Genomic DNA, 17,595 nt, shown 5'->3' with positions numbered 1-17,595 from the left:
TTACATACACAATAGATTTCGCCTATATGTACACGTAATCAGGTCGCTGATGACTATTTAGATAGTGTTCAGCGCCGGGCATAGTTTTATTGCCAGCACATGAATCCCAATTCATTACTTCTATTTTAAATCGCATATTTCCTTTCGTTTTCTTTTATCATCAAATTCCGTTTCAAAATTATTTCATTTAATTACGATTCTTTGCCTGCTCAGGCTCCCGCGTTCTACGTTAAACGTTGTACGTTTAACATAAATAAAAAACCCCGCAATCTCTTGCGGGGCCTGCATTGTATCGAATTCGTTTTTTACTTATTCTGATAAATTAAATGCCCCGCAATTGCAATAGCCTGTGTTCAGACCAAAGCGATTTACCGGTTTAATATGTATCTGCGTGCGTTGCATTTTTTTATTTTGTGAGTGCAAAGATGTAAACAATTTTTTGATGCTGCCAATTTTTTAGAAAATATTTTCAGAAATATTTTTGAGTGCAGATTTTTGAATTGAAATTTTACAGTGGTTCCGTTATCGCCTTACAAAGGAATTTTTTCGGAAATTACTATCGCCAAAAACTAACGATGATCAGAGTATGTATTTTGCCGGATGGATTGTTTCAAATATGAATAATCCTCTTCCGCAAGCTCGGGTGTATCAAATACTTCTATAGCATCCTTTAACTGTACAGTGTTGCGCACACCAATAACCGAAGAAGCAACCGCGGGATGACGAAGTACAAACCTGATTGCCGTCTGCGCAGTTGAACGATGTGGACCTGATATGGAAGAAATTGCTTCAAAAGCAATTCGTATGCTTTCTGTACTATGATCCAGATACTCCTTCGCAGGCTTGCCTGCAAGAAGACCTTGTGCCAATGCTCCGCGAACCAACACTCCGATATTGTGCTGCAGGAGTGTATCGAGTACTTCCTCTTCGGGTCGACGATCTGCGAGACTGTATTGCAACATCACCGACTTTATATTTCTATTCTCCTGCATATATGCACGAATTACATTCGGTCGAATCGATGAAATACCGTAATACCTGATCTTCCCTTCCTTTCTCAACTGTTCAAAAGCATCAACAACTTCGTCCCGCGAATCAGTGATCATCCCGCCATGCAATTGGTAGAGGTCGATATAGTCAGTCTGCAATCTTTTCAAACTATCATCAACGCATTTCAGGATGTAGTCTTTCCGCGGGTTCCAGTCCCATCCGGAACCATCTGCACGCCACTGATTGCCGACCTTTGTAGCGATGATAACTTTATCACGAATATCTCTGAATGCTTTTCCAATGATTTCTTCATTCCGCCCATGTTCGTACATATCTGCGGTGTCAAAAAAATTAATACCCTGTTGGAATGCAGATTGCAACAAAGTAATTGCTTCATCGTGCTGTACCGATTTAAGTGACATCCCACCGAAACCAATTCGGGAAATGTTCAGATCAGAATTACCCAGGAGTTGATATTCCATAATTAAAGTTAAGCCGGGGAGTTCGTTATTCGTTGTTCGTTATTCGTTGTTCGTTATTCGTTGTTCGTTAAACAGCCGGCTAATAATCCAGTTGAAACTGTGGGCCGGGAAAAGGGAACATCAGGACTGTAGTATGCGCGATGAACGATGAACTAATAACGAACAATGAATAACGATAAACTATCAACAATCAACTAATTTCATTCAATGAAAACAGAAGTATGGCAACGCGGGCCAATCGAAGGAATTCCCGCTTTATTGCAACCTGTAGCTCACGCATTGCTGCAGGCGGCCGAAGAAGTAGAAGAACTGATGCAACATTTTCCGGCGGAGATGTTATGGAACAAACTATATCATTCAGCTTCGCCGGGTTTTCATCTTCTGCACATGAGTGGCGTTATTGACAGACTTTTTACTTATGCCAGGAATGAAAAATTAAATGAAACTCAAATGCTTTATCTGCAGCATGAAACACTTGCAAATAAAGATCTTGACACCAATCATCTGGTAGCTCAATTTTCTGATACCGTAAGAAAAGCAATCGAACAATTGCGGTCTACACCGGAAGACAAACTGACTGAATTTCGTGGCCTCGGCAGAAAACAGTTACCCACCACCGTTATCGGACTTTTATTTCATTCCGCGGAACATATCATGCGCCATATGGGGCAATTGCTGGTGACAATGAAAACAGCGAAAGAGATTTATGATAATAAAAAACCGCAGAACCTGGATTATTAAATTGCGTCGACTTTTACATGGAACAATAACTGAATTTACATCTGCTACGGGATAAGCCCAGGCAGCCAACAGTTCCCGTCATCATTTAGTTATAACGGGTTCGAGATTTATACAGGTTAAGGTCAGTTATTTGTTTTACCTGCACATCTTTCTTTGTCAAAGGCGTTTAATATCTGCTGGTAACCAGAACGAAGTATAGCAAGGTCAGATAAAACTGCAATACATGTAAATCCCATTTCGATGTGCTGGCTAAATTCATTTTTGTCTTTAGCCAGAATTCCGGCCGTAATATGATGTGATTTAGCGGTCTGGCATACTTTAGCTAAAGCTTCACGGTAGGTGATGTCGAAGTCGGTTGAAGAACTGATGGAGAGTTGAAGGTCTGCCGGGCCAACAAACAATACGTCAATACCGCTGACCGATGCGATCGCATCTATATTTTGAATTGCTTTCACATCTTCAATTTGTGCAAATAGTAACGGCTTTAATGAAGTAATGGCTTCTGTAGCTTTCATTCCATACTGATATTGACGGGCGGAACTGGAATATCCACGATTGCCAAAGGGCGGATATTGCATCGCTTTCAGGCATTCATTGATTTCTTCAGCGCCGGATACATGCGGAAGCATTATTCCGGCAGCTCCCCAATCCAACGCCCGGGAAATGATATAAGGATTCACACCTGGTACTCGTACGATTGATTGCACAGGGCCGGGCGCTACCGCTTGCAGGTTTGATTGTAAAGCTGCCTCAGTCAAATTACCATGCTCCAAATCAAACAACAGCCAATCAAAACCAATGAGGGAGGCCAATTCGGAGATAACCGGGGAACCGATCGACATCCAGGTTCCAAGCGACAAAGGAGCAGCAGATTCCGGTTGCCTTTTTTTCGAATTCATAATTCCTCAATTTTAATTTTACCATTCAAGCCATTATACGCCAGGTTAATTTTGTTGAGCGTCATTCTTCTCAGATCGTTTTTTTTATTCCCAGAATTTACAAGAAAAAAATCGCCGGATTCTTCAAAATATCCGGCTCCAACTCTGATAACCGCTTTGAAAATGATGTTTCGTAGCAAGTGCAACCAAAATCTTTCTTCGAAGTCTGAGGGCAGGTTTCTTACCTCCTGGTAGCCCTCGATTGCAGCGCACACATCCGGTCCTGAATGAAAACAGGCAAGCAGGGACAAATCATCTGTAGGATCACCAGCAATCGCATCATCCCAATCAATTATGGCTTTAATATCTGTGCTTGTTCCGAGAATGTTCCAGAGAGCAATATCCTTATGAACAAGGCAACTATCATTTATATTCATTACTGATTCGTGGTCTTTGACAATGGCATCAATTGCGCTGATCCTTTCTGAATTCATCAGACCGCTTTTGGCTAGAAAGTTGAGATGCTTATCCCAATTCAGGAAAAAATAATCTTTATACAATTGATGAAACCCCTGCAACTCTCCGGTTTTTTGCAGATGCCGGACATCAAACAATCCAAAATTTCGTGTGGGTATTTGTTGCCACCTGCCGATATACCTCCCGATTCTATTGGCAATTGTTCTGAGTTTTATATCACCGTTCTTATATAACTTATTTAGATCGGAATAGGGAAGATATTCCATTATCTGAATGGCAAACGGCAATTTCTCCCTGTTCGTGTTAAGATGAAACATTGCCGGAACAGGGATTTGTTTAGTTTGAAGCATCGTGGCAATCCTGCTCTCCACTTCCATATAATTATCCCTTTCCTGTCCATCTTCCAGCCGGATAAAAAATTGCTTTTCCTGACTGTCAACAATATAAGTGATATGGTTGCCCTGGCTTCCGGCTGGTGTCAAAGTAAATGGTGCTCCGGAAAAATAAGTATCCAGATACTCCTGCAGTAACGATTCGATGAATACTTTACGTTTCTGAATATCCGACACATGACGGATTTCAAAAGCAGAAGGCCTGTCACATTTCCAGTAATAAATTTCACGTCTGTCAAACATCAGAAGTGTTTTTGGTGTTCGCGGTAAGCAGGGTAGATTGCTGCAGGTTCTTTTCCTCAGGCTGCAGAATGGGTACTTCGGGATTTTCTAATGGTTCGCGTTTATGCCACCAGGAGGCAAGTACAGAACCAGTGATATTCATAAGCGATCCGAATATAGCAGGAGCCAGCCCGGTAGTTGCCAGTTTTCCCATTTCCTTTGCTATACCTGTAGCCAGCCCGGCATTCTGCATTCCCACCTCAATGGCCACTGTCCGGCAGTCGCGCTCCGACATCCTAAAAAAACGTGCAAACGAATAGCCCAGAAAATATCCAGCGAGATTATGAATGACCAGGAGGCCTAACAATAGTGGGCCGATCGTTAGTAAACTATCGCGACCGGCCGCTACTATTACAACGATTGAAAATGCAACTCCGGCCATGGATACAAGAGGCATAGCCTTATCCAGCCATCTGACTTTCCCCCTTAAAAAATGATTGAATAACAATCCTGCAGCAATGGGTAAAATCACCATTTTCGAAATGTCCCACATCATGTGCAACATATTGATCTCGATAAATGAATTCGCAAGCCATTTCATTAAGAGTGGTGTCAGGAAAGGTGCGAGCATGGTCGACACTGCGGTAATCGTTACAGAGAGTGCCAGGTTTGCTTTGGCCAGGTAGGAAATTACATTTGAAGCCATTCCGTTGGGTGAACATCCGAGAAGAATGATACCTGCAGCGATCTCCGCTTCAAGTCCGCTTGATTTGGCAAGCAGAAAACCCAGCAGGGGCATAATGATAAAATGACTCACCACTCCTACAAGCACTCCCTTTGGATTTTTTATGACGCCGCCAAAATCTCCGAGACTCATTGAAGTACCCATCCCGAACATGATGAGTTGAATCAATGGTGTAATCAGCAAAGCCACATTAAAATTTCCCCATCGTACAAATAATCCCGGGTAAAACATGGCTGCACTTACGGACGCAAAAATGGAAATAGTATAGATGTAACTCCGCAGCGAATCCCTGGTTGAAAAAAACAGAGCAAGACTGATAAAGAATCCAATTATCAATAGTCCTGAATCGGCAAATCTGCCAGACAGACCTGCTATAATCATTGATATCAGTAAAAATACTGTAACGGATAGGAACAACCGATTTTTAGACATACAGATTTTTTACTCCGGGACAGATCACATCATCTTTCCGGTTATTCATTTAGAAACAGTATTGACAATCTCCGGTCGTGATAACAATATCTTTGATCCTGAATCTTTCAGAAAAATCTTTCCTTTTCGTACTTCTTTTTCAGAAAATCTAGCCATCAGAATTTCTTTTTCACCTGTTCTTGACCTGTCGTATACCAATAATATTCTTCCTTTATCATCCTGAACCAGATCAGGGTAAGAAATTCCGGAACGTTCATCCAGCAGCAGAGAATACGGCCATGTTTTTCCGTCATCCTGCGACAAGGCAACGGTCATATTTTTCCGGTCTTTTCTTTCTTCATCGCGATTGTAGATCAGTATGAGTGCTCCCGACTTCAGTCTTCCGAAATATAATCTGGAAGAAGGAGAGGGGAAGTCTGCACGTTCCTTTAATTCAGTCCAGGTTTTGCCTTTGTCAGTGGAAAAACTTTCCTTGATACTTCGTTGCATCATCCAAACGGTACCATCTTTTTTCTCTGTGAGCATATGCTCATAAAAAGTAATGTTGTTATTGTAGGGTCCACCCTGTAAAGTCCATGTCCTACCCTGATCGCCGGAAATATACACTGTGCTCCGGCGGTCCACCCAGGTGTAGGATGGTAACAACCATTCCCCGGTGGACAGCACCACTGGTTTATTGCGCGTTAGTCCATCGCAGAGCCGCCTGGGCTTACTGAATTCCGGAACAGCCGCTTCGGGGTTATCACAAACAGATGCCCATGTTCCCCAGAGTCCATCAAATCCATTTATCCCGGTGTTCTGTGTCCACATCAACCAGAGTTTCCCGGACGGATCGGTCCACAATTGCGTGTCCATCACACGCACTTTCTCATTCGGGTGAGTGACGATCAATGCCGGATCGGTCAATGTTTTTCCCGGCTCACCAGAGTAACTGATCACTGCGTAGTTTCCTTTATCGGGTTCCTTTGTTCCACCGGTAAACCATCCAAACCAATACCGCTTACCTGTTTTTGCTATTGTGGGGCAACCTTGCCAGAGTCTGGTTTGTGGCAGATACTCTTTGCCTGGATTCCAGATTACTTTTGCCGGTTCATGTATGGAAGGGAGATGGTACCCGGAAAAGAAAAAAATAACCCAGCTGCCATAGGCTGCAGGTGGTTCTGCGAGATCTGCATCGGTCAGTGTTTTTTCCAATAGGACCAACTGGCCATCAAACTCTTTGAATAAACCATCAATACTTTCACTCCGTTTGCTGAAACCTTCCTGCTGCAATCTCGCTTCCTGCGAAAACGGACTGCCAGAAGCAGGAGTTATGGCATAAATTTTACCCGCTGCTGCTGCTTCAATTTTTGAGCCTTTATAGAAAGAACCGGCAATGAAATTGCTGCCGTTCAGAAATACCGGGATTGAATTAAAATAAAATCCGGTGTCACTGAAAACTTTCTCACCTGCGGTGGCGATAAACATACGTGCTCCGTCACGGGCGACAACCGATCCCGAGGTGTTTTCCTGAGCGAAAATGCGGGCATATAAAAACAGCAACCCTGAGATTATAAAAACAATACGAAATGCATTTTTAAATATTGCAGCTCTTGATCCGGCTTTCATCTTCATTTTCAATTTCAATAGTATTATAACGGTGATCAGTAACCGGGATTTTGCGTTAATTCAGCACTGAAATTTGCGTCGATTGCAGATTGCGGAATAGGCCAGAACTTATGAAAATCCTGTATGGTGGTTCGGGTATCTTCACGCATATTGTATTTCCGGACGCGCTCCACAAGTGTTCCTGTACGTACGAGTGTTACGTGGCGGATCTCCTCTGTAACCAGTTCCCGTGCACGTTCATCGAGAATATAATCAAGGTTAACATTTGAAGGATCAACAGGGCTCGCATTGGATCTTGCTCGAACAACATTTATATCAGCGGCAGCACTCGTGAGGTCACCCTTACGCATATACGCTTCTGCTCTGAGCAGATAAGTTTCGGCTAAGCGATAAACTATAAAATCACTTGAAGTATACCCCCTGTTTACCGCACTTGTTGCTCCTTTCCAGCTGATATTTCCAAGCACTTTCCTTAACCTCGGAAACAGCATCCGGAATGTATCAATTTTTGGTTTGTGCGATTCCAGTACCGGAGTGTTTACCCAGACAGAAGCAGGATTGTTATAATAGTGTGTACGTTGAATATTATATTCGGAGTTCCGGATATCATTATTAAAATCACCGTTCCAGATCGTATAAAGAAAATAATTGTTGGGCCTGATACCTCCAACACTACGACCAAGGCTATCCGCAACCAGCATATTAAATCCGGCAGGGTCTTTTACATTTACATAAAATGGTCCCCAGTAACGCAGAGAAGGATTGCCCGCTTCATTCTGACCACCCTGGCCACCGAGGGTCTGATCCTCAAATTGCCAGACATAAATGGTTTCGAGATTACCTGAACTTCTGTTCTGATTGCCCGGCCTGAACAAATCACCATACACATCTCCCGGCTTATCCTTATGTAAGCCAAACCGGCTCGTCATTAACTGGTACAAACCAGAATTGATCACATTGGATGAACTGGCGATTGCTTTATCATATTCTCCGAGACTGATATAGACTTCTGACAACAAATGATCAGCGGCTGCTTTTACAATCCTGCCTTCCTGCTGCCTAATTACTGTTGGCGGTAACCATTGGCTCGCAAACTCCAGATCGGCTGCAGCAAACTGGTAAACATCTTTTCTCGCACTCCTTACAAAATCGGTCTTGGGCCCACTGAAAATTGTATCAACGATGGGTACATCCCCGTAGAGATTTGCCAGAAAATTAAGTGTATAGGCCCGAAAGAAACGCGCTTCCGCAATGATGGCATTTTTTTCAGCATCATTTGCCCAGATACCTGCGAGTTCAGGCTTTGAAGCATATACAATTATGGTATTTGCACGCACCAGCATTTCACGATATGCCCAGTTCCAATAGTTTTCCACCACCGGTCTTGTCGGTGTAAGATAGGTGACCCAATTGCCGTAATTGATCAATGCCAGCTCACCATTGCAGGCGATGTCAGTACCTTGTAACAGGTTGATAAACCCATGATTGTAGTCAATCATGTTCAGTTGATTGCGCGCTGATGCATGCAGGGCAACAATATACTGTTCGAAGCCTTTTTTACTTGTCAGCACATTGTCTGAAGAAAGAAAACTCAGCGGTACTTCATTAAGGTCCTCTTTTTTAGTACAGGATGCCAGTGCAAAAATTGAAACCGCGATATGCAGCAGTAAAAAAATTCTCCGCTGTGTTTCGTTTAGAAATTGTTTAATCATAAACCAGGTTTATAATTGAAAGAATATTTTAGAATGAGAGATTAAATCCGAGGGAGTAAATTCTTCGTACCGGAATACCATCCTGCGTTGCGCCGCTTTCAGGATCCGCTCCGGGCCAGTCTGTAAACGTGAGCAGATTTTTACCGCTGAGAAATATTCTTGCGTTGGAAAGTTTTAAACTGCGCAACCAGTTATGAGGAAAATTAAATGAAAGCGAAAGATCCTGAAGCCGCACAAAATCGCGGGTTACATAATAACCATGTCCAAGCGGATTGGTATATATCAGGGAAGGCATACTATTCGAAACGTTTTGTTCCGTCCACCAGCCATAGTCGATTCGATTCACATTCCGGTCGTTCTGCAATCCGTTGCCCACCAGATCAATTTGTGATACCCATCCATGCATGCCGTTGATAAAGAAACTCAGACTGAGATTTTTGTATTCTAAAGTGTTTCCAAAACCCCATCGGATTTTTGGTTCAGCGTTTTGCCCGATAATGGTGCGGTCGGCAGCATTGATAATACCATCTCCATTTACATCTTTTACACGTACATCTCCAGCTTTATATCCTGTTGGGAAAGCATCGCCTTTCTGATAGATCCCGTCAATAACATAATCGTAGGCAACATTCACTGGCTGTCCGATAAACCATCGGTTGGATAAATCATTATCTTCATTTCCATCACCGTCAACATCAGAACCGTACAAACTCCGAATGGCATTTTTGTTTCTGGAAAAGACAAAATTGGAAGACCATTCAAATGCTGCGCTTTTGATGTTGATAGTATTCAGCGTGAGCTCGATACCCTTATTGGTGGTTGACCCGAGATTTGTCCATACCGAAGGATAGCCTGTCATTGCCGGAAGTGAACGTTGTACAAGGAGATTTTCTGTATTCATATGATACAATTCCACCGAACCGCCTACACGTCCTTTCAGGATTTCGAAATCAACACCAATATTTCCCGTATAAGTCGTTTCCCATTTCAGATCATCATTGGGCATCCGGTTTGGGAATACACCAAGCGAAGATGTACCTCCATCGCTGAATACGTATCGGGTTATTGACGATGCACTCAATGATTGATAAGGACTGATGGCCTGGTTACCTACTGCACCATAGGATAAACGAAGTTTAAGGTATTTGAGCACCGGGCTGTTTTCCAGGAACTTTTCTTCTGTCAATACCCAGGAGATGGCGCCTGAGGGAAACAGTGCATATTTATGGTTTGCAGAAAATACCGAACTGGCATCGCGCCGCATCGTAAAGGTGAAGAGATAGCGGTCTTTAAATCCATAGTTTAATCGGATCATGGAAGAAACACCGCGTTGCTCTGTTGCGTTAGATGTAAGATTAAATAAAGTTGCCAGACCCAGGTTATTCCAGCCCAGAATATCAGATCCGAATTGCGACGCACTGGCTGTTGTAGAAGATGAATTTCGTCCGTCCATACCATATAATGCCGTTGCATCGATCCTGTGATTGCGGCCGATCAGCTTGGAATAGCTGAGGATATTCTCCATCACCCAATCAAAATCCTCTCTGTGAAATTTACTCGCGCTGGTGGTATTGGTTGTAAGATGCTTATCCTGACGGAAAAAATTGTAGTTGTGATCCCAGCGATAGTTTGGAGAATAGTTAATCCTGTATTGAAGACCACTTACCCAGGGAATTTTTACGATTCCATAAAAATTTGCGAAGATGTTATTGATGATCGTTTCATTTTTCGTGAGCAGCGCACTATAAATCGGGTTATTCTGACTCACCTGGTCTTCCGGCAACATAAACTGCTGTGGTTCTCCATCATCATAGTACAATGTGGAATAAGGATGAATATTACTGCTTGGTGCCGGTAATACACCGGACTCATCTCGGGTAATAAAGGTGGCATTCATCCCTATAGTCAACCAGTCTGCGATCTGGTTTTCTATATTCGATCTTAATGTCAATCGCTTCATCTGGTCGTTTAACATCAAGCCTTTTTCATCTGTATAGGAGCCCGACAAATAATAGTTCGTCTTTTTTGACTTACCGGAAATACTTACATCCAGAGAATATAAAGGCGCATTCTGGGAAACCTTATCCCAATGATCATTCACTCTACCCGCTTCCTTATTGGCTATCTCGGAAGGATATAAAAAGTCAGACAACTCGGTTGCGGGCAAACCAGCCTGGATATTATAATCGCGCATCCTTTCGATATACCGTTCGGGAGTCAGCAATTTTACTTTGTGTGCCCGTTCTGCAAATCCACCAAAAAAGTTGACTTGCAATTGTGGTTTTTCAGATTTGCCTTTTTTCGAGGTAATAAGGATCACTCCGTTTGCAGCTCTGGATCCATAAATGGCGGAAGCACTCGCATCCTTCAGCACTTCCATACTTTCAATATCGTTGGGATTGATGTTCTGAATACCTGCATTAAAGAAAATACCATCGACAATGATAAGAGGAGCATTACTTCCGCTCAACGAACGTACACCACGGATCAGAATGTTCCCACTCTGGCCAGGCCGCCCGTTGTCTGTAAACTGAACTCCGGCTACCCGACCCCGTAAGGACTGAAACACATTGGTATTCGGGATATCCTGGGTCTCTTTCATTCTGACTTTTGCAATAGCACCTGTAACCCGTCGTGTAGTTTGTGTACCATAACCAACGACCACCACATCATCCAGTGCAATTGTGCGCGCAACCAGATCCACATTTATAGTATTATTTTCTTTCACCTGAATTTCGAGATCACTGTATTCCGTGCTGCTGAAAACAAGAAACTCTCCGGCCGTCGCTTGGATGATATAAAATCCGGTGGAATCAGTTACTGTCGCTTCGGCGCTGTTCTTTACTCTAACTGTTGCCCCTATCACCGGACCGGAAGCGCTGGAAACCGTACCCTGAATTGTTTTCTTGGTTTGAGAGAAACCGTCAGATGGCAACAATAATCCAAGTAGTAAAATCACAAGTAACACCATGTGCTCCATGAAGGCGCTGCAATTTTTTTTCATATGCAAGTTGAATTGGTAGTGCGTTGATCGATTGCCAGGCAATCATGATGTGAAATTATTCTGATGCCTCAGGAATCGCATCCTCTTTATTTTCTGAGTTGTATATGATCTTATCAATTTATAACCGGCATGTCCCGGTTTGTATACTTTCTTATCGGATTAATACATAAACTTATCATCACCCATTTTTGAAACAATGGACAACACTCTCAGTCATTAGCTATATCTATTTGAAATTCAGTAGTATACCATATCTTAAATAAAATCGGAAGAATGTGTGAGTGAAATCACATCAGATAATTAAATATACAAGGCTGAACTTTTTTACTAGATTAGAATAATGAAAGCGCATTTTCATCTGGTGCCCAGGGCCATCGAACAGAGTTATTTATCAAGACATCATATCCTTCCCAATTTTGGCACTGTATGGCATTATCACCCGGAAATCGAACTGCATTATATCATCCGGGGTGAGGGTGTCAGATTTGTTGGCGACAATATCAGCAATTTCGATTCCGGGGAAATGCTTCTTCTCGGAGAGAATCTCCCCCATATGTGGCGATGTGATGATCACTATTTTCAGAATGATCCAGAAATTTCAGCGGAAGCTATCGTCGTTCAATGGTTACCTGATTTTATAGGAAAGACATTTCTTGAAATGAAAGAAAACAACCCGATCATTACCCTTTATGAAAAAGCCAGAGCCGGTCTGATGATAACGGGTGAAACTAAAAAAAAACTGGTTGGATTGATGCATCGCTCATCTGAAGTTGAAGGTTTCAATCGCATTTTGACAATATTACTGATGCTGGAAATTCTAAGCGATAGTAAAGATCTGATTCCGATCACTATCGGACATAACGCCTATCGCTCCAATAAAGAAGAAACGGCCAGGCTCAATAAAGTTTATCAATTCACACTACAGAACTATTGCCGCGAATTAACCCTTGAAGAGATTGCAGGTGTTGCTAACCTGAGTGTGACCTCTTTCTGCCGATATTTTAAGATGATGACTAAGAAAACATTCCATGAATTTCTGATCGAACTCCGCATCAGTCATGCGAAAAGATTGTTGATGGAGGACAATTTTATAACAACAGAAGCTATTTGTTTTGAGAGCGGATTCAATAACCGTTCAAATTTTTTCCGTCATTTTAAGGAAATTGTCGGATCTACCCCACAGGAATTTAGAAATAAATGTATTCGGGAGGAGTTGATTTGAAATCAATTTTTAGCTTGGCCTTTCATCATCTTTTTCCTGCCCCCAGTATGCAACGAATAAACAGAAATCCTGCACAGGTGTTTCGACTTTTACCTGGAAAGTTTCACATCTTATTGCAGCTAAGCGGGCATCCGAAAACTGCATTTGTTTCCTAATCGGAGATTTTCCGAATCTGCAAATTCGACCATGTCCAAGTATTGGAATACCAGCTAAGTTCAAAACAAAAAAGCGCATCTTTTTAGGATGCGCTTTTTTATCTTCGGATCGCTATTCGGACGTTAAATTATCTGTCTTCTATTAAGCACATTTGTAAGTGTTCCCAAAAGTTTTTGATTTGTCGACGAAGTATTCCGGGAACACCAATATGTACTATGTTACGCTTTCAGCTTCATATTCTCCGCATCCCAATTGACAATCTTCCTCGAAAAATAACTTTCATTACATGCCAGCGATGGAGCCGCAGCGCGGAAACCAAATGCTGCATCTTCCACTACCAGCTTACCTGAGCGGATTCCATCGAAGAAATTGGTAAAATGATCCAGGTGATCGCTATAACCTTGCGGCACTTTGAAATCAATATCTGGTTTTGTCGGTCTTTTTCTGTCTTCCTCCGGCCATTTTTGATCATAAGAAGCTTTGAGTGACTCCTGCATGGATTTCGGATAAGTAAATACAGCGTCGTAACCTCCAAAACCGGGTGCTTTAGGAAGAATGCTGTGTTTTACAGTAAGACCGCCACCACGTATTTCCATTATACCCTCATCACCAACAAAACGGGTAACATCACTGCCGCCGGTTCCGCTGATGAAATTAACCTGGAGCGTAAGCTGGAACGGCGGATGACCATCTGTCTGTGGATACTCCATGATCCCCGTCATTACATCCGGTACATCGCGACCATCCTTCCAGTAGGACAACTGGCCTGAAGAAAAGATCCTTGAAGGTCCTTTAGATCCTGTAATTACATGTGTACCTGAAATCAGGTGCACAAAAAGATCCCCCGCTACTCCTGTTCCGAAATCCCGGTAATTACGCCACCAGAAAAACTTCTTAGGATCAAAAGGGATTTTATTCATTCCCTCCACGTACTTATTCCAGAGAGTTGTTTCGGGTGAAGCATCAGAAGGCATGGTGTATTCCCATGCACCGATCGCACTCTGGCGGTCGTTCACTGAATTCACCATATTGAGTTTGCCGATCTCCCCCGATTTGAGGAGTTCCTGCGCTTTCAATGAAACGATGCTACTCACGCGCTGGCTTCCCACCTGCACAATCTTTCCTGATGCTTTTGCTGCTTCAACTACGCCAAGGCCCTCACTGATTTTGTGAACCATCGGCTTTTCGCAATACACGTGCTTGCCTTTCTTCAAAGCATCCTTCGTGATACGTGCGTGCCAGTGATCACTGGTGGCAAGTATTATGGCATCTATATCTTTTCTGTCGAGAAGTTCGAGATAGTTCCTGGTGGTAAACAAATCCTTTCCGTACAGTTCTTTGGCATTTTCCAAACGGCCGGTGTACAGATCACAAACCCCGGCCAGTTCAACACCGGGAACTTTTAAAGCGGTGGCCAGATCCATATGACCCTGGATACCAAAACCAATCACACCAACGCGAACTTTATCGTTTGATGAAAATTTGCGGTCGTAACGAATAATGCGTTCTTCAGCTTTTTCCTCAGCCGCTAAAGCCAGTTTTCCGGATGCGAGAAAAACTCCCGTGGTGCTCAGCTGCTGTAAAAACTTCCTCCGGGATTTGTAGGAATCATTTGACATGCTATCGTATTTTTTAGATTGAGAGAAAAGATTACTTATCCGCTCAATTTACAGCATTGTTTCAAAAATGAAACATGGCTGTAAGGCAGTTTTACACTCTACCCTAAAAAATCCGAAAAAGCGAGTTATTTTGAAACTGCCTTACCGCCTTTTAATTCGGCCTGCAGTTCTTTTAACTCTTCCCATTTACCGGCAGCAGCCAGTTTTGACTGTTTTGGCCAACTTGCAGGATCAGCGAGTTTCAGATTTGTGCCGCTATTGTCCAGGATAGTTTTCAGTTTCTTCGGAGTAGCCTTAGCCAGGTCAGCAAAGCTTAAGATCTGCTGCTCTTTCAGAATACCAGCGATCTTTTTGCCAATCCCTTCTATTTTCGTGAAGTCGTCCTCTGTAGTTTTTTCAACTGCATTGGAACCATTGGTACCATTGGATCTGGCCTTGGTTTTAGCCAGTTTTGGAGCTTCCGCAGGAACAGAAATGACACAATTATCTACATATAGACCTGGGACGGGGCTGTAGTATTGCGCGTTACCATCATTTACCCAGCGACCATCATTCAGCAGGTATCGATATTCATAAGTGCGACCTTCTTCCAGATCAACGGTTGTCTGGAAAGAACCGTCTTTGCCTTTTTTCAGTGTAAAGCCATTCTCTTTATCCCAATTATTGAATTCTCCCAGTAACAAACACTCAGTAGCATTGGCAACAATTTCTGCCGCCAGAATAAATTTTACTTTCTTACTCATAACATTAATTTATATATTGATGAATAATAGATTCAGATATTTCCAACCTGCAAAGTTTCAGCCATTTATCTGTACGGGCAAATAAATCATTGGCTAGTTTTCCCGATATGAGTTCAGCGGGGTTAATAAATAGATTTGTTTGCAATATTTATTTTCCCATATACGTTTCCACTGTAGTTCTTACTGTCAACCAGCCAACTGTGGCTGAATAACTACGGAATTGGAAAAAAAATAAACAATTCCGGGGTTCTCATTCTCCACAAGATTGGTTATGGAGCGGGCATTACAATTGATCCATATTTACATGAAGATTTGTAAAACTGACTGAAGCAGGATTCAACACCCATTTTTCGGTTCATGGTTTAACAAATTTTTTCAGATCACAGGTGTCACTTTCGTATAGGAAATGATGTCTTAACAATAATAATGAACTGAAAATTTACACAAGATGGGAAACAGGCAGGCACAACAGGAAATCCTGCTGTTGAAAGGAAACAGTTTCACAGCAAGGCAGTATCACAACCGGAATGAAAACGGAAAACCAGACAATCTTTCACCCGAAGAACAACTGGAAGAAGCGTGCTGGAACGGATTGATACAGGAACTCATTCCAGAAGTATATGAACACCCGGACACCGACAAACCTCTATATCTCTGGCAGATCAGGGAATCCAACAGTTTTCTCGAACTTGATCTCAGCGAGGAGCTTCCGGAAGTAAAGGACAATTATTTCTCTATTGACCCTTATGCTTTCATGAAGGAAAAGCTGATGTCGTAGAAGAGTAAGCAGGCAGGAGTCAGGAGGCAGAATGCTTCAGTGCAAAATATCAATGTATAGCAATCATCGCTGATTGCTTTTTTATTTTAAGGTAGTTTCTGTGGTTGGCTTTTTAAAAATTAAGGAGAGCAATTGATTTGTAGATGGTTTTCAGCCTTCCTTCCGCGGTCTCCGCGTGTATTTCTCCTCCCCGTAAAGGTTGTTGACCAGGCCGAAGGACTTTTTATACCAAGTCCGAAGGACAAATGGCGAAATAAGAATTGCAAGAACTTCTATAACGAAGAGATTTATATTTTAGGCATGTTTTCACCAATGCCCTCCGCCCCAGTATCCCGTATTCTGTATTCTCCCTAAAGTGTCTTCATTACCCTAACGTAATCTGCAATCGCAATTTCCGGATCTGCAATCTCCGGGTGCCAAAGTTTCTCCCATTCAAAACTGTAGAACCCCTTATATCCGCCTTTTTTCAGCAATTCAATTGTTTCCTTAACAGGTGCTTCACCTTTGCCCAATAAAACATATGAGGGTTTATTTCCCTCGACAATATTTAAATCCTTGATATGGGCGTGGCGTATCCAGGACTTCAATTTCGGGTAAACCACACCGGGAGCCTCGCGGGTGATCCGCCACATGTTCACCATATCATAAACCAGGGCTACTTTTTTATGATTCGCTAACTGCATCACATTCACAATATCATCTGCATAAACAAGATCGCCATGGGTTTCCATCAAAACAGTGACTGACGTATTGTTAGCATAGTCACCCAACTCTTTTAAACCGCTCACCATCAGTTCGATGGTTTTCTCCCGATCCTGGTCCTTTGGAAAATGATCGGGAAATACGCGGATATAGGGACAGCTTAATTGTTCCGCAAGATCAGTGAGTCTTTTTGCTTCATCAAGATTTTTTGCACGTGTTGCGGGGGCGGCATGGTGCATTGCAGCAGAAGCACCGAGATTCACAAACACCAGTTTGTTGTCCCGCATCAATCTGAGTGTTTCCTTAAGCGCCTCCGGAGATTTGAATGGCGCAGCTTTAGAGAGGTCCATCTCCTTTTGAATACCCCGGATTTCGAGTCCGCTGTAGCCATGTTGAACTGCAAATTTTACAATCTGGTCGAAGCTCCATTCAGGACAACCAAGAGTAGAAAAAGAAAGTTTAAGTTTTTCTTTCGGCATTCTACCGAGCAGTGCCAGGGATGCCATTGATGATTGCTGAATAAATGTCCGGCGTTTCATATGTTCGGGTTTTCGCAATTCTTTATGGAACATGAATTTACTGAAAGTTCACAGTTTGTTGTTCATTGTTTGAACAGCCAGGCAACAGGCAGCAGATAATTTTAAAGACCAAAAGCACCTGAGAAATGCATTTAAAATATAATGTTCAAATTA

The 17,595-nt window shown here is 42.6% G+C and carries 13 protein-coding genes; 3 read left to right on the top strand and 10 right to left on the bottom strand.

The features are described 5' to 3' along the window. Nucleotides 1–569: 569 nt before the first annotated feature. Complete coding sequence (locus P2W82_RS05465) at nucleotides 570–1,472, bottom strand: aldo/keto reductase (protein WP_336514842.1); 903 nt, start codon at nucleotides 1,470–1,472, stop codon at nucleotides 570–572. Between the two features lie 207 nt (nucleotides 1,473–1,679). Between P2W82_RS05465 and P2W82_RS05460 the strand changes: the two genes are divergently transcribed. After that, nucleotides 1,680–2,213, top strand: a complete 534-nt coding sequence (locus tag P2W82_RS05460) for a DinB family protein (RefSeq protein ID WP_336514841.1) — start codon at nucleotides 1,680–1,682, stop codon at nucleotides 2,211–2,213. Nucleotides 2,214–2,335: 122 nt separating this feature from the next. Here the strand turns inward: P2W82_RS05460 and P2W82_RS05455 are convergent, their stop codons facing one another. Genes P2W82_RS05455 through P2W82_RS05430 form a run of 6 tightly spaced genes read right to left on the bottom strand, consistent with a single transcriptional unit; the run spans nucleotide 2,336 to nucleotide 11,683 of the window. Continuing rightward, nucleotides 2,336–3,112, bottom strand: coding sequence for an HpcH/HpaI aldolase family protein (locus P2W82_RS05455; RefSeq protein WP_336514840.1), 777 nt, complete (start codon nucleotides 3,110–3,112; stop codon nucleotides 2,336–2,338). Further along, nucleotides 3,109–4,203, bottom strand: coding sequence for a phosphotransferase family protein (locus P2W82_RS05450; protein ID WP_336514839.1), 1,095 nt, complete (start codon nucleotides 4,201–4,203; stop codon nucleotides 3,109–3,111). The genes P2W82_RS05455 and P2W82_RS05450 overlap by 4 nt, the downstream gene beginning before the upstream one ends. Beyond that, nucleotides 4,196–5,359 (bottom strand): bile acid:sodium symporter family protein, encoded by a 1,164-nt coding sequence (locus tag P2W82_RS05445; protein WP_336514838.1) that lies wholly within the window; start codon nucleotides 5,357–5,359, stop codon nucleotides 4,196–4,198. Before P2W82_RS05445 ends, P2W82_RS05450 begins: the two co-directional genes overlap by 8 nt. 45 nt (nucleotides 5,360–5,404) lie before the next feature. Then, nucleotides 5,405–6,973, bottom strand: a complete 1,569-nt coding sequence (locus tag P2W82_RS05440) for a sialidase family protein (protein WP_336514837.1) — start codon at nucleotides 6,971–6,973, stop codon at nucleotides 5,405–5,407. Between the two features lie 29 nt (nucleotides 6,974–7,002). Then, the gene (locus P2W82_RS05435; protein WP_336514836.1) at nucleotides 7,003–8,679 is read right to left on the bottom strand and encodes a RagB/SusD family nutrient uptake outer membrane protein; all 1,677 of its coding nucleotides are present in this window, start codon (nucleotides 8,677–8,679) and stop codon (nucleotides 7,003–7,005) included. 28 nt (nucleotides 8,680–8,707) lie between these two features. After that, nucleotides 8,708–11,683 carry a SusC/RagA family TonB-linked outer membrane protein gene (locus P2W82_RS05430; RefSeq protein WP_336514835.1) on the bottom strand — a complete coding sequence of 992 codons (2,976 nt, stop codon included), beginning with the start codon at nucleotides 11,681–11,683 and terminating at the stop codon, nucleotides 8,708–8,710. A gap of 340 nt (nucleotides 11,684–12,023) precedes the next feature. On the opposite strand from P2W82_RS05430, the gene P2W82_RS05425 reads away from it, so the two are divergent. Continuing rightward, entirely contained in the window at nucleotides 12,024–12,905 is an 882-nt protein-coding gene (locus tag P2W82_RS05425) for an AraC family transcriptional regulator (protein ID WP_336514834.1), read from the top strand. A 374-nt stretch (nucleotides 12,906–13,279) separates the two neighbouring features. On the opposite strand, the gene P2W82_RS05420 is transcribed toward P2W82_RS05425, so the two are convergent. Beyond that, nucleotides 13,280–14,680, bottom strand: a complete 1,401-nt coding sequence (locus P2W82_RS05420) for a Gfo/Idh/MocA family protein (protein WP_336514833.1) — start codon at nucleotides 14,678–14,680, stop codon at nucleotides 13,280–13,282. A gap of 125 nt (nucleotides 14,681–14,805) precedes the next feature. Next, nucleotides 14,806–15,423, bottom strand: coding sequence for a helix-hairpin-helix domain-containing protein (locus P2W82_RS05415; RefSeq protein WP_336514832.1), 618 nt, complete (start codon nucleotides 15,421–15,423; stop codon nucleotides 14,806–14,808). A gap of 448 nt (nucleotides 15,424–15,871) precedes the next feature. On the opposite strand from P2W82_RS05415, the gene P2W82_RS05410 reads away from it, so the two are divergent. After that, complete coding sequence (locus tag P2W82_RS05410) at nucleotides 15,872–16,201, top strand: hypothetical protein (RefSeq protein ID WP_336514831.1); 330 nt, start codon at nucleotides 15,872–15,874, stop codon at nucleotides 16,199–16,201. A gap of 350 nt (nucleotides 16,202–16,551) precedes the next feature. Here the strand turns inward: P2W82_RS05410 and P2W82_RS05405 are convergent, their stop codons facing one another. Continuing rightward, complete coding sequence (locus P2W82_RS05405) at nucleotides 16,552–17,442, bottom strand: sugar phosphate isomerase/epimerase family protein (RefSeq protein WP_336514830.1); 891 nt, start codon at nucleotides 17,440–17,442, stop codon at nucleotides 16,552–16,554. Nucleotides 17,443–17,595: the final 153 nt, after the last annotated feature.

This window comes from Pollutibacter soli, from assembly GCA_029269725.1.
GTDB classification, from domain to species: Bacteria; Bacteroidota; Bacteroidia; order Chitinophagales; family Chitinophagaceae; genus Pollutibacter; species Pollutibacter soli.
The sequence above is the reverse complement of the archived record's forward strand: the minus strand, read 5'-3'. Positions and strand labels throughout refer to the sequence as shown.

Bases quoted from the DNA above. Each gene is read 5' to 3' on its own strand.
- P2W82_RS05440 (WP_336514837.1), bottom strand. From the start codon at position 6,973: ATGAAGATGAAAGCCGGATCAAGAGCTGCAATATTTAAAAATGCATTT.
- P2W82_RS05410 (WP_336514831.1), top strand. From the start codon at position 15,872: ATGGGAAACAGGCAGGCACAACAGGAAATCCTGCTGTTGAAAGGAAAC.
- P2W82_RS05430 (WP_336514835.1), bottom strand. From the start codon at position 11,683: ATGAAAAAAAATTGCAGCGCCTTCATGGAGCACATGGTGTTACTTGTG.
- P2W82_RS05405 (WP_336514830.1), bottom strand. From the start codon at position 17,442: ATGAAACGCCGGACATTTATTCAGCAATCATCAATGGCATCCCTGGCA.
- P2W82_RS05415 (WP_336514832.1), bottom strand. From the start codon at position 15,423: ATGAGTAAGAAAGTAAAATTTATTCTGGCGGCAGAAATTGTTGCCAAT.
- P2W82_RS05445 (WP_336514838.1), bottom strand. From the start codon at position 5,359: ATGTCTAAAAATCGGTTGTTCCTATCCGTTACAGTATTTTTACTGATA.
- P2W82_RS05455 (WP_336514840.1), bottom strand. From the start codon at position 3,112: ATGAATTCGAAAAAAAGGCAACCGGAATCTGCTGCTCCTTTGTCGCTT.
- P2W82_RS05465 (WP_336514842.1), bottom strand. From the start codon at position 1,472: ATGGAATATCAACTCCTGGGTAATTCTGATCTGAACATTTCCCGAATT.
- P2W82_RS05450 (WP_336514839.1), bottom strand. From the start codon at position 4,203: ATGTTTGACAGACGTGAAATTTATTACTGGAAATGTGACAGGCCTTCT.
- P2W82_RS05420 (WP_336514833.1), bottom strand. From the start codon at position 14,680: ATGTCAAATGATTCCTACAAATCCCGGAGGAAGTTTTTACAGCAGCTG.
- P2W82_RS05460 (WP_336514841.1), top strand. From the start codon at position 1,680: ATGAAAACAGAAGTATGGCAACGCGGGCCAATCGAAGGAATTCCCGCT.
- P2W82_RS05425 (WP_336514834.1), top strand. From the start codon at position 12,024: ATGAAAGCGCATTTTCATCTGGTGCCCAGGGCCATCGAACAGAGTTAT.
- P2W82_RS05435 (WP_336514836.1), bottom strand. From the start codon at position 8,679: ATGATTAAACAATTTCTAAACGAAACACAGCGGAGAATTTTTTTACTG.